Genomic DNA, 13,837 nt, shown 5'->3' with positions numbered 1-13,837 from the left:
CGGTGCACCGCGGCGCCGGCGTCGCGGTCCTCACCGACCTCGGCAGCGCGGTTCTCACCGTGAAGGCCCTGCTCGCCGAGGGTGACGAACTCCCCGACCGCACCCGCCTGGTGGACGCACCCTTCGTCGAGGGCGCGGTCGCCGCGGTCGTCACGGCCTCCGCCGGGGCCGACCTCGCGGCGGTGGAAGCGGCGGCAGCGGAGGCGTACTCCTACCGCAAGGCCTGACGCGGCCACAGCGGAGGGCGCGGCCGGTCCGCCGCCCTCCGCACACACGCCTCCCGACGCGAGCGGGCCAACAGCCGCCGTCCTCTGCCCTGTTCCCCTCGGCTGAGCGTGCCGGGGGGGTAGCCCTACCCCGCTCTGGGCGGGTAGCAGGATCGCTCCGGAAGATCGCGGTCGGAAATGCTGGGGCCGGTACATGACGCTGGTTTCCCCACGTTTCCCCAGGAGTTGACTCGTGCGTGAGCAGGTATGGCAGAGGTCTCGGTTTTCCGGACGGCAGCGGGGAGGGCGGCCCAGGGCCGCGCCGGTCGCGGTCGCGCTGATCGTGGGCGCCCTCACGACGGGTGCCCTGGCGCCGCCCGCGGCGTCCGCTGCCGCCCGGCCGGACACCGTGCAGCAGGGCCTGAACGCGCTGGTGCACTCCGATGGCCTGCCCGCCGCGCTGGCGAGCGTGACGGACCGCGCGGGCCGCACCCGTACCTACACCGCAGGGGTGGGCGACCTGGCCACCGGTTCGAAGGTGCCCAGGGACGGTCAGCTGCGGATCGGCAGCAACACCAAGGTGTTCACCGCGGTGGTCGTGCTGCAACTGGTCGGTGAGGGGAAGATCCGCCTCGACGCCACGGTCGACACCTATCTGCCCGGTCTCGTACGCGGGGAGGGGATCGACGGACGCCACATCACCGTCCGTCAGCTCCTGCAGCAGACCAGCGGCCTTCCCAACTACACCGAGTATCTCGGCGACGACGTCCGCACCTACGACCCTCACGAGCTCCTCGACCTCGCTCTCGGGCACCCGGCCGACTTCGCCCCCGGGACGAAATGGGAGTACAGCAACACCAATTACGTGCTGGCCGGCCTCATCATCCAGAAGGTCACCGGCCGCCCCCTCGCCCAGGTGATGGACCAGCGCGTCATCAAGCGCATCGGGCTGCACCACACCTACTTCCCCGCCTCGGGTGACGCGACCATCCGGGAACCCCACCCGCACGGCTACTACCAGGAGTCGGCGGGCGCGCCACTGCGCGACGTCACGGAAACGGACCCCTCCTGGGGCTGGGCGGCAGGTCAGTTGGTCTCCACCAACTCCGATCTCAACCGGTTCTTCACCGCGCTCTTGGCCGGCCGTCTCCTGCCGGCGGCCCAGCTCGCCCAGATGCGTACCACCGTCCCCGCCGGATATCCCTTCGCCACCGGGTCCCGCTACGGGTTGGGGCTCGTGAGTACGCCGCTGTCGTGCGGCGGTGTCTCCTGGGGGCACGGTGGCAGCTTCCCGGGATACGAGACCCGGGGCGGCGTCACCGACGACGGCCGCGCCGCCAATGTCGCGGTGACCGTCCAGCCGACCGACGAGGCAGCCATGAAGCGGGCCGAGAGGGTCGTGGACACGGCCCTGTGCCGCTGAACAGCGCTTGCCTGCAGACCGTTGTCAGGCCTTGGACAGGTATGCCGGGGCGGCCCACGCGACGTCGTCGACCGCGAGCCACGGCGCGACCGCGACGGCTGTTGGCGTCACCCCGGCGAAGGCCCTGACATCCCGATGGAGGTGGGACTGGTCGGCGTAGCCGATCTCCGCCGCCACCAGTGCGGGGCTGTGGCCCGCGGCGAGGCGGTGGGCCGCGTGGTCGAAACGGACCAGCTGGGCCGCGCGCTTGGGGTTGATGCCGACCTGGGACCGGAACCGGGACCACAGACGCTTACGGCTCCAACCGGCCTCGTCCGCCAACCGCTCGATCCGGACCGCTCCGCGGTTCGTCACCGTTTGCCGCCAGACGAAGGCGACCTCCGGATCGACCGCTCGGCCCGCCTCGTGCCGTCGCGCGAGCGCGGCCTCCGCGATGGCGAACCGGTCCTCCCATGACCCGGCAGCACACAGTTGCTCGTGGATACGCGCGGCGTCGCGGCCCCAGAGGTCTTCGAGGGAGACCACCCCGCCCAGCTCCGAGGAGGCGCCCAGTACCGCGTGGGCGACCACCGGCGACAGCCGGACCTGCAGGCACTCGATGTCACGGCCGTACCCGCGAACGCCGCTGGACGCGAGGCCGACGACGACACCGCCGTTCGGCAGCCGGCCGCCGAAGTCGTCGACGGCGAGCAGCCCGTCGCCCAGGTTGAGGGCCACCGTGACCGCCGGGTAGGGGACCACGCTCAGGTCGACGGGGTCGGCGGTACGGGCGCGGAAGCTGGCCATGCTGACCCCCGGCACCCGGCCGGGCCGAGACGGGGTGGCGATGTCCCATACCGCGGCAGCGTCATGAGCCGACCTGGCGGATCGCATGGCGTCAGGCTACGCGACATTCGTCCAAGACCCGGCGTCGGATACGAGCCGACACTGACGGCTCCTGCACGTACCCGGACCGGAAGGGACCGCTCGTGATGCGCTCGCCGATTGACCCGTTCACGCCGGCTGTCGAACTCGCCGCGGCCATACGCCGAAAGGAGGTGAGCCCGGTCGAGGTGGCCGATGGGTGTCTGGAGCGGATGGACGAGCTCGACGGCCGGTTGAACGCCTTCTGTCACCGGGCCGACGACGACGTCCGCAAAGCCGCGTCCGCCGCGGCCGACGCGGTGATGCGGGCCGCGTCGCCCGAGGACCTCCCGCCTTTCCTCGGCGTCCCGCTGCCGATCAAGGACCTTCTTGACGTGGCCGGATGGCCCACCACCCATGGGTCCGCCGGGGCCGGCCAGGCGCCGGCCGCGGCATCGGACCCGGTCGTGCGCCGGTTCGTGGACGCCGGGTTCGTGCTGCTCGGCAAGACCACCACCTCCGAGTTCGGCACGCTGCCCTTCACCGAGAGCGAGGCGCTGGGTGCCTCGCACAACCCGTGGGACCCGAACCGCACTCCGGGCGGATCGTCGAGCGGAGCGGGCGTTGCCGTCGCCGCCGGCATGGCGCCCATGGCCCACGCCGAGGACGGCGGCGGTTCGATCCGTATCCCGGCTTCGTGCAACGGCCTCGTAGGGCTCAAACCCACTCGCGGGCTGGTCACCAACTCGACGGTCAGCGTGGAGGGTCTCGGTACCAGCGGTGTGCTCACCCGCTCGGTGGCGGACGCCGCGGCCGCCCTCGATGTGCTCGCACGTCATGATCCGGCCGCGTGGTGGTCGCCCCCGACCCCGCGCAGGTCTTTTTCCACCGCCGTGGAGGGTGACATGCCGACCGGGCTGCGGATCGGTGCGCTCACCGACTCGCCGATCGGCGGAATAGGAGTGGACCCGGTGTGCGCGGCGGCCGTCGGCGTAGCGCTTCGCGCACTCGAAGCGTCCGGCCACCACATCGTCGACACGCGCCTCCCGCTGCCGCCGACCGAGGAGTTGGTCGCGGCCTTCACGACCATATGGAACATCGCCGGTGCCGGGGTCGTGCTCGCGGACCCGGACCGGGTCGAGCCGCACAATCGTGCCTTGCGTGACGCGGCGCGATCGATCGACTCGTGGGCCTACGCGGAAGCAGTGAAGAAGACGCAGCAGTTGTCGCGGCGCATCGTCGAGGGCTTCGTCGCCGGTTTCGACCTTCTGGTCACGCCCACGATGGCGTGTCTCCCGCCGCTGGTCGGTGCCTGGCGGGCAGGCACCGACGACAATCCCCTGATGGCACTGCTCAACAGCTACCCGATGGGCGTGTTCACCTCGGTTTTCAACGTGACCGGCCAACCGGCGATCTCCGTCCCGCTCCACCACGACGACGCCACCGGCCTGCCCGTCGGCGTCCAGATCGTCGCCGCACCATGGCGTGAAGACCTCCTGCTCCAAGTGGCTCGCACCCTCGAACTCGCACACCCCTGGGCCGATCGGCGTCCGGCCCTCGGCTGAGGGCGCAGGCTCCCCCGTCGGTGGCGGTGTGCCTGCCACCAGGACGGGGGAGCCCCCTCCCGCCTCGCCGGTGCGCGTTGTTACGGTTCGTCGATGTCTGACTCCTCACGCGATACGGCCACGGGCGCCGGCTGGGACACCGAAGAACGCGGCAGCTACAGGGAATTGATGCCGCATCGGGTCGAGAAACTCTCCTGGCTGAACCCGAAGACGCTCTGGCCTGCCCGCAACGGCGTGCTGGCCTCCTGGTTCGGGGATCCGACGGGCCGCACCCGCAGCCGCTGGGTGGAGCAGCAGGCGGCGGCCGGTGCACCCGCCGACGGGGTGATCCGGCGCAAGGAGGAGGACCACTTCTCCTTCATGGTCATCGGAGACACCGGCGAGGGAGACGAGCCCCAGTACGCCGTGGTCCCCGGTTTCCTGAAGGTGAGCGAGGGGACCAGGTTCACGGTCCTCGCCAGCGACGTCATCTATCCGGTCGGCAGCACCGACGACTACGACACGAAGTTCCACCGCCCGTACCAGGACTACCAGGCGCCCATCTACGCGATACCCGGCAACCACGACTGGTACGACGACCTCCACGGATTCATGCGCGTCTTCTGCGACGCCCCGCCCCTGGCGCCGCAGCCCGTACCCCGGTCGTCGGTGCGCGACCGGCTTCGGTCGCTGCTGTGGCACAAGCCGCGCCCGGCCGACGAGCAACGCCTCGCCGCGGCACGGCAGTTGCGCTCCTCCCCCGCCCAACAGGCCCGCCAGCCGGGCCCGTACTGGGCTGTCGACGCGGGACCGGTGCGCATCATCGGCATCGACACCGGCCTGCTGGGAACCGTCGACGCAGAGCAGGGGCGATGGCTGCGGGAGGTGTCCCGGGGCCCCCTCCCGAAGATCCTCGTCACCGGTTCTCCCCTGTACGTGGACGGGGAGCACCATCCCTGCCCCATCGACGGCGGCGGAACGGTCGACGACATCGTCCGCGACCCCGAGCACCGCTACGCCGCCGTGATAGGCGGCGACATCCACAACTACCAGCGCTATCCGGTGCCGGTGGGCGACCGCACCATCCAGTACGTCGTCTCGGGCGGGGGCGGCGCCTTCATGCACGCCACCCACACCATCCCCCGCGTCGACCTCGCGCACGTCACCGAGGACGACTTCCGCTGTTACCCGCTGCGCGGCGACTCCCTGGCCTTCTACAGCAGGCTCTACGGGCGCCGTCTGCGCATGCGCCGGCTGTTCACCCTTACCGAGGCCCAGGCGACGGCCGTCATCGCGCAGCGTCTCGGCATACCCCCGACTCGCGCCCAGAACCCGCCCGTGCGGGTCACGCCTCGCGTCCGTCTGATAGCCGGCCTCCTCGGTGCCGCAAGCCGCCCCGGCCGTGCCGCCCGGCTGCGTCTGCCCGTGCGCAAGGCCTACACGCAGCTCTTCTCCCCCGGCTCGGCCACTTACAGCCCGCCCTTCTTCAAGAGCTTCCTGCGCCTGGACGTCACCCCGCAGTCGATCCGACTGCGCTGCTACGCCGCCACCGGCAACCGCCGGCAGGAACTCGACTCGCCCGTCGAGGACGAGGTCACCATCCCGCTCGTCTGACGGCGTCCGCTGCTCGGCCGGAGTCGCGAACCGGGCGGGCGCCGCGAGTGCGGCGCCCGCCCGGTCTGCGGTCTACAGGTACGGGCGGGTGATCAGCTCGATCGCATGACCGGCGGGATCCTTGAAGTACACGCCTCGGCCACCGTGTTCATTGTTGATCTCGCCCGACCGTCGCATCTGGGGGTCGGCCCAGTGCTCGATGCCGCGATCGGACAACCGCCGGTATGCCCGATCGAACAGTTCGTCGTCGACCAGGAAGGCGTAGTGCTGCATCTGGATCTCCACCGGCGGCTCGGCGAACTGGAGCAACACGCCATCGGTGAGCTGAATGTTGGTGAACGGACCCCAGGACGGTGCTTCCGGAAGTTCCAGCAGTTCACGGAAGAACTGAGCCGACTCGTTGCGGTCCTTGGTGGCGATGATGGTGTGATTGAACGTGACTGGCATTCGGCTGACCTCACTTGTGTACGACACGAAGAACGGACTCTCGGTGCAGAAGCACTGGGAGGTCCGCGTGCCGAAATGAGGGGGTGCGCTGTGTGCACCCGCCGTGCGATCAGTCCACCACCGGGTGGCCAATCCGTGCATGGCGTAGCGCCGGTCCGGTGTTCACGTCGACAGACCCTACCTGATCCCGAGATCACCCCGACGCCGAAGCAGTGTGCTCAGTAAGGGAGTTGGGTGATGAGCGGGGCTTTCAGAGAGACTGCTGCCCCGGTGACGAGGGCGTCGGACAGGTCGTGTGGGGCCGTTGAATATCGCGTGCCGTGTCGTCGGTGAAGGTGCAGACTCGCTCCATGGCGGACATGCGGGCGTTCCGGGACGCGGTCGGCGGCTGGGCGAGCGGCGGTCCCGGCGGATCGGTGCGGGAACTGGCTGTGCGGCTGGGCGTGCGGACGGCGGTCCTGCTGGAGGGGCCGAGCGACCTCGCGGCCGTCGAGGCGCTGGCCGTACGGCGTGGCCGCGACCTTGCCGCCGAGGGGGTGTGCGTCGTATCGATGGGCGGGGCGATGAGCATCGGCCGGTACGCCGGCCTCCTGGGTCCGCCCGGCCTCGGCCTGCGCCTGGCAGGACTGTGCGACGAGGGCGAGCAGCGTTTCTACGACCGCGGGCTGAAGCGGGCGCAGGCGCCGCACCGGGGGTTCTTCGTCTGCGTGAGGGACCTGGAGGACGAGCTCATCCGCGCGCTGGGCACGGCAGGCGTCGAGGAGATCGTCCGGGCCGAGGGCGACCTCCGCGCCTGGCAGACCTTCCTGCGCCAGCCCGCCCAGCACGACCGGCCCCGGCAGCAGCAGTTGCGGCGTTTCCTCGGCACGAAGAAGGGCCGCAAGATCCGCTACGGCCGTCTCCTCGTCGAGGCCCTTGACCCCGCGCGCGTGCCGGCCCCGCTCGACGGCCTCCTCACGAGCCTCTGAGTTCCGCCAAGAGACAGTAAAACTACAGATGAGACGGGTTGCTTTGACCGAGCTTTGGTCAATTGGACATCTGTTCGTGGCCTCCGGACCCCTAGGGTCTGCCCGGGCCCGCTGATCTTCCGGCCCCGCCTGCCCGGCTTCCGGACGCCCCCGTACACACGGGAGCCTCGTCTCCCAGCCCCACCCGGCGCGGCGCAACTGTGCAACTTCCCAAGGATTCCGATGCGTCTCTCCTCTCGCACTTTCGCGGCCTTCGCCGCCGCGGCACTCCCGCTGGTCCTGGCGGCCTGCTCCTCCGGTTCCACCAGCTCCTCGGCGGGCACGAGCCCCTCCGCGAAGCCGGCCAAGTCCAAGGACCCCAACGCCGGTCTGCTGACGGGTACGCAGCTGAAGGCAGCCCTGGCGCCCGCGTCGTACTTCCCGTCCGGGTTCGCCGCCGACGCGAGCCTCTCCCGGGACACCGGCGACACCTACCAGGCCCCGGCCACCAAGAGCGCCGCCAAGCCCCGCTGCGCCGACCTCGATGCCACGAGTTGGATCAGCCTCACCGGCGTGGAGGGCGTGTCGTTCGCGCAGAACTCCTACATCAGCAAGGCGTCCGGTGAGCTCGACCAGGAGATCGACGTCTACCGTGGCACGGCCTCGACGGAGGTGATGAAGGGCCTGGCGAAGGTCGTCGCCGCATGCCCGAGCTACACGGACACCGACACCCACAGCAAGGTGACGGTCACCGGCGCCTCCGCGGCCGGGCTCGGGGACGACGCGTACGCCATCACCCTCAGCGACAGCACTTGGGACAACGGCACCACTCTGATCGCCGCCCGTGTGGGCACGGCCGTCGTCAGCGTGCTGTCCACCGACGGCAGCGACAACGGCGCCGCGAGTGCCAGGAAGCTGACCGAACAGGTCGTGGCGTCGCTCAAGGCGAAGAGCGACACGGCGAAGCAGGGCTGACCGCCCGCCGCCGACCGCACCGCACTGACCCGCCGGGCACGCCTGGGCAGGACCCTCCGGTCCGCAGCACCATGTCGTTCCCGGCGGGCAGGCACAGGCATGCACAAGTGACGACGTCGTCGCTGAGGCGTCCGCGATGCTCCGCCCCATGCCCCATCAGGTTGCGCAGGCGACTACCACTCAAGGCGTACGCCCTACGACCCACGCCGGGCTCGCGGTAGTTCCTGCGACGCAACTCCGGAGTCGCCATCGCAGGTGACGACCGTGATCATCCCGCGGCCTAGCGTGTTGCACGTGATCGGGAGCGTGCTGCGGCCGCCCGAGTTCGGTCACTTCCTTCACGCCGCCCCGGAGCTTTGTCATGCCCAGAACACATTTTGCCGCGTGGGTGCCACCGGCCCTCACGTTCCTTCTCGGTTCATGGGGGCTCAGGCGCGAGAACAGCATGTGGCGTGACGAGGCGGCGACGTGGGAGGCGGCCCATCGGACCGTCCCCGAAATCTGGCACCTGCTGGGCCGGGCCGACGTGGTCCACGGCCTCTACTACTTCTTCATGCACGACGTTTTCGCGATCTTCGGCGACAGCCTCCTCACTCTGCGGCTGCCCTCCGTGCTGGCCATGACCGGCGCCGCCGCCCTGATCACCCGCCTGGCCTGCCAACTGGCCGGGAAGTACACGGGAGTGGCCGCGGGCCTGGCATTCGCCCTCCTCCCCGCGATCCAGCAGTACGCGCAGGAGGGACGCCCGTACGCACTGGTGACCGCCTGCGTGGCGCTGGCCTGCCGGCTGCTCGTCGCCGCCGTCGCCGGCCGAGGCCCGGGGCCAGGGCGCTGGGCGGCGTACAGCGCGGTGATGCTGTTGGCCGCACTGCTCAACTGGTTCTCCCTCCTGGTGCTGTTCGCACACGCCGTGACGATCGCCCTCGCCCGCCCGCCTCGCGCGACCGTCCTGCGATGGGCAGTCGCCGCATGCGCCGCCGTACTGGGCGCGTTACCCCTGATCGTGGCGAGCAGGGCCCAGTCGGGGCAGGTCGCCTGGATCCCCCCGGTCAAACCGGGGACGCTGGTCGGCCTCCTGGCGACGCTGGTCGCGGGCACGCTCTGTGCATGGCTCATACGATCAGGAGCGGTCGGCCGGGCCCACCGCGGCACCCGGATCTCGCTCACCACGCTCGCCCTGCCCCTGCTCGCGACTCCTCCGCTCCTGCTCCTCGCCGTCTCTCTGTCCCGCCCTGTCTACCTGGATCGCTACGTCCTGTTCGGCAACCTCGGACTTGCCCTGCTCATCGGTGGAGCGTGCCACGCACTCGCCGTCCGCATCCGGACATCGCCCCGGCGGACGATCGCCACCATCACGGCTCTGGCCTTCCTCGGACTGCTCCCCGTCCAGCTGACCCTGCGCAGCGCGAACGGCCGGATCGACGACGTGCTTGCCACGGCCGACAACGTCGCCGCGGTCCGTGAACAGGGTGACGCGGTCCTGTACATCCCCGCGGCGCGTCGCGACACCGCCCTGGTCTCACCCGCCGAATTCGCCGGACTCAATGACGTGGCACTGGTCAAGGACCCGCTGGCATCCGGCACCCTGAGCGGCAGGGAAGGCACACCGCGCCAGATAGCGAAGGCCATGCTGACCGTACGCCGCATCGTGGTCGTCACCGACGCGAGCGCGTCGTCCGCCGCCACGGCGCGCGACCGGACCAAGCAGCGCATCCTCAAGGCGTACTTCGCCCGCCGCTCCGAGACGAGCGAACGCGGCCGCAAAGTCGTGGTCTACCAACGCCGCCCTCGCTGAGCCGCGATCACCCGCCGTCAGGCCGTCACCGCCCGGGCACGGGTGGAGCAACCGGGCCCGCGGTGGCCCTTCGGGTGGAGGTCGATCAATTCTCCTTCAAGAACTTCCGCGCCAGCGCGTCGCCCTCTTTCACCGCGGCTCGGTGGCTCTCGATCGGCGATACCTCCGAGCCCTTGAACAGGAGATAGGTGACGCCGCCGGATGTTCCGCCGCCGCGCGGATCGGGGCGGATGCCGAGGGCCTTGGCGGTGGCGTACGAGGCCTCGCCGATGATGTCGCGGGGGCCCGTGTCGCCCACGACCGCGTACTGGACGCGGTCCTTGTAGATCACGGCAGCCACCGCGCCGCCACGGACGTCGTGGTCACGGTGGTTCCAGATCCGGCTGGCAGCGGGCACGACGACATACGGGAGCGTCTCGGCACTCAGGTGACGGCCGTCGGACTGCTGGTAGGCCGTGGTGGAGGAGAAGAGGGGGTCGGTGCGCCGGTTGCAGCGCACCCCGGCCCGGCCGTCGCAGTCGATGTCCATGTCGGCTTTCCAGAACACGGCGCCCCGCTTGCCACAGACGGGGATGTCGGCGCGGGTGCCCTCGTCGCTGCGGTAGCGCCCCTTCGACACGGGGATACATCCACGCACCTTGGCCAGCAGCTCAGCGGCGCCGACCGTGCCTTCGCGCGCCACCGGTGCGTGATGCGGGCGGGCGACGGCGACGGAAACGGGGTCCGACCCCGGTCCGGTGAGGCCGGCTGCCGAGGCATGCATGGTGGGGGCGAGCAGAGCGGCACCGGCCGCGGCCAGCGTGAGCGACTGGACACGCACGATAAGGGACCCTCTCCTGGGGGACACTGACGGGCACTCACCCAAACCTGGGGGGTATCTGACGGTGCGTCCACCGGAAGGGGGCCGGACGGTGCACGGGGGCAGGTCCCTGTCGGCGGAGTTCCGTCGGGCGCCCGGAGGGCGGACTCCGTGCGGCCGAGGACCGAAGCCGCACTCGGCTCCGGCCACTCGACCGCTCTCGCCGGCGCGGGATCTGCGACGACAGCGGTCCGCGCCGAGGGCATGAACTCCCCTGGGTAGAGGGCGAGTTCACGCCGCGTCAGGGATCAGCATACGTAGCCCGCGAGCGGTCCGGCGAACAGCCTCCACCCTCTTGATGCGAGCGCGTCAACGATGTCCAATAGGTACAGACCAATCCCGGTGAAGGGAGGCACGGCCGTGCGACGTGTTCCCGCCGCGGTCCTCTGCGGCTCACTGCTCGCTGTGGCGTCCTGCGGTTGGGGCGGCACGGACGACGGCCGGGGGGTCCGCCTGCCCTCGGCTCCGATGGGGGTCACCGCGGCGGCGGGCAGCGCGACCAGTGTGCACGTCATGTGGAACCGGGCGACCGGCGACCCGCATGTGACCCGGTACGAGGTGTATCGCGGCACCACGAAGGTCAAGGAAGTGCCTGGTGGAGAGCACATGGTGGACATCACCAGGCTCACGCCGTCCACGGCCTACGTCTTCACGGTCAGGGCCCTCGACGCCGACGGAAACGCCGGTCCGCCCAGTGAACAGGTGCGCGCCACGACACCGGCGGCGGTCGCGGCCGACCGCACGCCCCCGACCCGCCCCGGCCGGCTGCACGGCACGGCGGTCGGAAGCCGGGCGGCCCAGTTGTCCTGGGCGAAGTCGACGGACGACCGGGGCGTGGTGTCGTACGACATCTATCAGGGCGCCTCGAAGATCCACAGCGTCGGCGGCGGCCTGACCGCGACCGTCGTCACGGGCCTGCGGCCGGGCGCCCATTACTCCTTCACCGTGCGGGCGCGCGACGCGGCGGACAACGTCTCGCCCGCGAGCGACGCGGTCCGGCTCACCACCGCGCCCGGCTCGGACGACGGACGGGGCACGGCCCCCACCGGCTTTCGCGCGACGACCCATCGCGCGCAGGGGGCGTACTACCTGGACCTGTCGTGGGTGCCGCCGCGCGTCGACGGTGTGATCACGGAGTATCAGATCCACCTCGACAGGCAGCCCGCCACCTCGCTCGTCTGGGGCGGCACCGCACCCAGTGGCAAGGCCACCTACAGCTTCTACGTGGGGCGGGACGCCGGAGTCGTGCACCGGGTACGGATCCGGGCGAAGCTGCCGGACGGGACGTGGGGCGGGTTCACGGCGGAACGGACGGTGACCACCGGCGGTGACCACCGATAGCGCGAGCGTAGGGTGGCGCCCATGGCCCATAAGGAACCGAATGGCCTGCCCGGCGTCGGCGCTCCGCTGGATCTGTCGCAGCTGCGCACCTTCCTCGCCGTCCACCGCGCCGGGTCGTTCACGGCGGCCGCGCGACTGCTGGGCCTGTCCCAGCCGACGGTGACGATGCAGATGCGTGCGCTGGAGGAGCAGTTGGGCCGGGAGCTCTTCGAGCGTCGGCCTCGCGGAGTGGTACCCACGTCGGTGGCGGACGAGCTGGCCGCGCAGGTCGCCGCGCCGCTCGACGCCCTCGCCGTGGTCGCGGACCGCGGCGGGTCCGGACCCGATCAGCCGCCGGACCCGGTCCATCTCGCCGGTCCGGCGGAGATGCTGTGCACGCTGGCGCTGCCCGCACTGGCACCGCTCACCTCCCAGGGCGTACGGCTACGGGTCTCCACCGGCCTGACCGACGACCTCCTGGAGGGGTTGCGCGGCGGCCACTTCGACCTGGTGATCGCCACGAGCCGACCACGCGGCCGCACCCTGACATCGGTGGCCCTCTCTGACGAGGAGTTCGTGCTGGTCGCCTCGCCCGAGTGGGCCGAGCGCATCGGTCCCGCCCGGGTGGCCGCCGACGGTCCCGCCGCCCTGCACGGCGTTCCCCTGGTGACGTACGCGGAGGATCTGCCCATCGCCCGCCGCTATTGGCGGCATGTGTTCGGCGTCCGGCTCAGTGGCCAGGCGGCGATCACGGTGCCCGACCTGCGGGGTGTCCTTGCGGCGGTCGTCGCCGGCGCCGGGATCAGCGTGCTCCCCCGCTACCTCTGCCTCGCCGAGCTGGCCTCGGGTGCCCTGGTGCAGCTGCTGTCCCCCGAGGACCCGCCGATCAACACCGCGTACGTCACCCGGCGCCCCGGGATACCGGAGAACCCGCATGTGGTGCTCGTACAGGAGCGACTCCTCCAGGCGGGCCGCAGCTGGTGACACACGGGCCCACCCAGGCTCGTGCCGCGCCGCCCGGTCCCGAGACGGCCGGTTGTCCAGGTGTGCGTGAGCGCCTGATGCACGGCGCGTCGCGTTCGCCGTGAGAGCCCCCGGACGTCGGCCATGAGCGTCGGCTGTCAGCCGGCGTCCGTCGGCCGGACGAAGGAATCCGTCACCTGCCCGGGCTCTCCCCGAGTGCGGGCCCGGCCGGGGGCGCGTTGGCTCTTCCTGAGGCAGCACGGGCGTTTCCCAATCCTCGGCGGGCATCGGACGTACCGCCAACCGTGCCGTTGGAGGGCAGTCCTGTGCGTACTACTCAGATACTTCTCCGCTCCGGCCTGACCGTGGCCGCGGCCGCCGCGCTTCCGCTCGCCCTGGCCGTTCCGTCGGCGCTCGCCTCGGGGTCAGGGATCTCGGTGAGCACCAGCGGGACTTCGGTTTCGGTCACTACCAGCGCGTGTTCCAGCATGGCCACCGACGGCAGTTTCGGCAGCGCCGCGCTGCTGTCGAGCGGTCAGGCGAACTTCGCGCAAGGGCGCCAGGCGACTCTGTCCGGGACCAGCACGGCGCAGTCGGCCTCCTGGTCGAACGTGAGCGCCGGGACCTACACCGTCATCGTGCTGTGCACGGACAAGTCGACGGCCGGCACCCAGTCCATCATCGTCTCGACCCCCACGATCTCCGCGACAGCCACCGCCTCGCCCTCGCGCGGGGTCATGGGCGGTCTCGGCGGAGCCGCCAAGGACTACGGCACCGCCACCCTCGCGGGTGGAGGGGCCCTGGTGGCCGCGGGTGCCGTGGCGACGGCCTGGTTCCTGCGCCGGCGGGCCAAGCCCCACCGGCTCTGATCACTCGTGGCAGCGGCGGCCGCCCCCTCCCC

General features: G+C 71.0%; 13 protein-coding genes. 10 read left to right on the top strand and 3 right to left on the bottom strand.

Translation table 11 applies throughout. The features are described 5' to 3' along the window. On the top strand, nucleotides 1-227 hold a 227-nt coding region (locus ACN6LB_RS44580; RefSeq protein ID WP_458576042.1), incomplete at its 5' end, for a PTS sugar transporter subunit IIA domain-containing protein. Nucleotides 228-459: 232 nt separating this feature from the next. Continuing rightward, on the top strand, nucleotides 460-1,629 hold the full coding sequence (locus ACN6LB_RS44575; RefSeq protein WP_445030914.1) for a serine hydrolase domain-containing protein: 1,170 nt from the start codon (nucleotides 460-462) through the stop codon (nucleotides 1,627-1,629). 24 nt (nucleotides 1,630-1,653) lie between these two features. Here the strand turns inward: ACN6LB_RS44575 and ACN6LB_RS44570 are convergent, their stop codons facing one another. Next, complete coding sequence (locus ACN6LB_RS44570; protein ID WP_445030913.1) at nucleotides 1,654-2,502, bottom strand: helix-turn-helix domain-containing protein; 849 nt, start codon at nucleotides 2,500-2,502, stop codon at nucleotides 1,654-1,656. A 98-nt stretch (nucleotides 2,503-2,600) separates the two neighbouring features. Between ACN6LB_RS44570 and ACN6LB_RS44565 the strand changes: the two genes are divergently transcribed. Beyond that, nucleotides 2,601-4,037, top strand: a complete 1,437-nt coding sequence (locus tag ACN6LB_RS44565) for an amidase (protein ID WP_445030912.1) — start codon at nucleotides 2,601-2,603, stop codon at nucleotides 4,035-4,037. A 93-nt stretch (nucleotides 4,038-4,130) separates the two neighbouring features. Then, nucleotides 4,131-5,630, top strand: a complete 1,500-nt coding sequence (locus ACN6LB_RS44560; RefSeq protein ID WP_445030911.1) for a metallophosphoesterase family protein — start codon at nucleotides 4,131-4,133, stop codon at nucleotides 5,628-5,630. Between the two features lie 72 nt (nucleotides 5,631-5,702). Here the strand turns inward: ACN6LB_RS44560 and ACN6LB_RS44555 are convergent, their stop codons facing one another. Continuing rightward, a complete protein-coding gene (locus ACN6LB_RS44555; RefSeq protein ID WP_356143319.1) occupies nucleotides 5,703-6,077 on the bottom strand; it encodes a VOC family protein in 375 nt (124 codons plus the stop codon). Between the two features lie 350 nt (nucleotides 6,078-6,427). Here ACN6LB_RS44555 and ACN6LB_RS44550 point away from each other — a divergent pair, with 350 nt between their 5' ends. From ACN6LB_RS44550 to ACN6LB_RS44540, 3 genes are all read left to right on the top strand, one after another. Continuing rightward, nucleotides 6,428-7,045, top strand: a complete 618-nt coding sequence (locus ACN6LB_RS44550) for a TOPRIM nucleotidyl transferase/hydrolase domain-containing protein (protein WP_356143321.1) — start codon at nucleotides 6,428-6,430, stop codon at nucleotides 7,043-7,045. A gap of 222 nt (nucleotides 7,046-7,267) precedes the next feature. After that, the gene (locus ACN6LB_RS44545; RefSeq protein WP_445030910.1) at nucleotides 7,268-7,999 is read left to right on the top strand and encodes a hypothetical protein; all 732 of its coding nucleotides are present in this window, start codon (nucleotides 7,268-7,270) and stop codon (nucleotides 7,997-7,999) included. A 361-nt stretch (nucleotides 8,000-8,360) separates the two neighbouring features. Then, nucleotides 8,361-9,794 (top strand): glycosyltransferase family 39 protein, encoded by a 1,434-nt coding sequence (locus ACN6LB_RS44540; protein ID WP_445030909.1) that lies wholly within the window; start codon nucleotides 8,361-8,363, stop codon nucleotides 9,792-9,794. Nucleotides 9,795-9,879: 85 nt separating this feature from the next. Here ACN6LB_RS44540 and ACN6LB_RS44535 read toward each other — a convergent pair whose 3' ends face one another. After that, the gene (locus ACN6LB_RS44535; protein WP_445030908.1) at nucleotides 9,880-10,614 is read right to left on the bottom strand and encodes a glycoside hydrolase family 75 protein; all 735 of its coding nucleotides are present in this window, start codon (nucleotides 10,612-10,614) and stop codon (nucleotides 9,880-9,882) included. Nucleotides 10,615-11,013: 399 nt separating this feature from the next. Between ACN6LB_RS44535 and ACN6LB_RS44530 the strand changes: the two genes are divergently transcribed. The 3 genes from ACN6LB_RS44530 to ACN6LB_RS44520 all read left to right on the top strand — a co-directional run bounded on the left by ACN6LB_RS44530 (nucleotide 11,014) and on the right by ACN6LB_RS44520 (nucleotide 13,805). Beyond that, on the top strand, nucleotides 11,014-11,994 hold the full coding sequence (locus ACN6LB_RS44530; RefSeq protein WP_445030907.1) for a fibronectin type III domain-containing protein: 981 nt from the start codon (nucleotides 11,014-11,016) through the stop codon (nucleotides 11,992-11,994). 21 nt (nucleotides 11,995-12,015) lie between these two features. After that, nucleotides 12,016-12,957, top strand: a complete 942-nt coding sequence (locus ACN6LB_RS44525; protein WP_445030906.1) for a LysR family transcriptional regulator — start codon at nucleotides 12,016-12,018, stop codon at nucleotides 12,955-12,957. 305 nt (nucleotides 12,958-13,262) lie between these two features. Then, nucleotides 13,263-13,805 carry a hypothetical protein gene (locus ACN6LB_RS44520; protein ID WP_356143334.1) on the top strand — a complete coding sequence of 181 codons (543 nt, stop codon included), beginning with the start codon at nucleotides 13,263-13,265 and terminating at the stop codon, nucleotides 13,803-13,805. Nucleotides 13,806-13,837: the final 32 nt, after the last annotated feature.

It is taken from the genome of Streptomyces sp. SAS_270, assembly GCF_052543295.1.
This window is presented reverse-complemented; position numbering and strand designations above follow the sequence as displayed.

Excerpts from the sequence above, each read along its gene's own strand:
- ACN6LB_RS44570 (WP_445030913.1), bottom strand. The coding sequence starts at position 2,502 with ATGCGATCCGCCAGGTCGGCTCATGACGCTGCCGCGGTATGGGACATC.
- ACN6LB_RS44565 (WP_445030912.1), top strand. The coding sequence starts at position 2,601 with ATGCGCTCGCCGATTGACCCGTTCACGCCGGCTGTCGAACTCGCCGCG.
- ACN6LB_RS44560 (WP_445030911.1), top strand. The coding sequence starts at position 4,131 with ATGTCTGACTCCTCACGCGATACGGCCACGGGCGCCGGCTGGGACACC.
- ACN6LB_RS44555 (WP_356143319.1), bottom strand. The coding sequence starts at position 6,077 with ATGCCAGTCACGTTCAATCACACCATCATCGCCACCAAGGACCGCAAC.
- ACN6LB_RS44550 (WP_356143321.1), top strand. The coding sequence starts at position 6,428 with ATGGCGGACATGCGGGCGTTCCGGGACGCGGTCGGCGGCTGGGCGAGC.
- ACN6LB_RS44545 (WP_445030910.1), top strand. The coding sequence starts at position 7,268 with ATGCGTCTCTCCTCTCGCACTTTCGCGGCCTTCGCCGCCGCGGCACTC.
- ACN6LB_RS44540 (WP_445030909.1), top strand. The coding sequence starts at position 8,361 with ATGCCCAGAACACATTTTGCCGCGTGGGTGCCACCGGCCCTCACGTTC.
- ACN6LB_RS44525 (WP_445030906.1), top strand. The coding sequence starts at position 12,016 with ATGGCCCATAAGGAACCGAATGGCCTGCCCGGCGTCGGCGCTCCGCTG.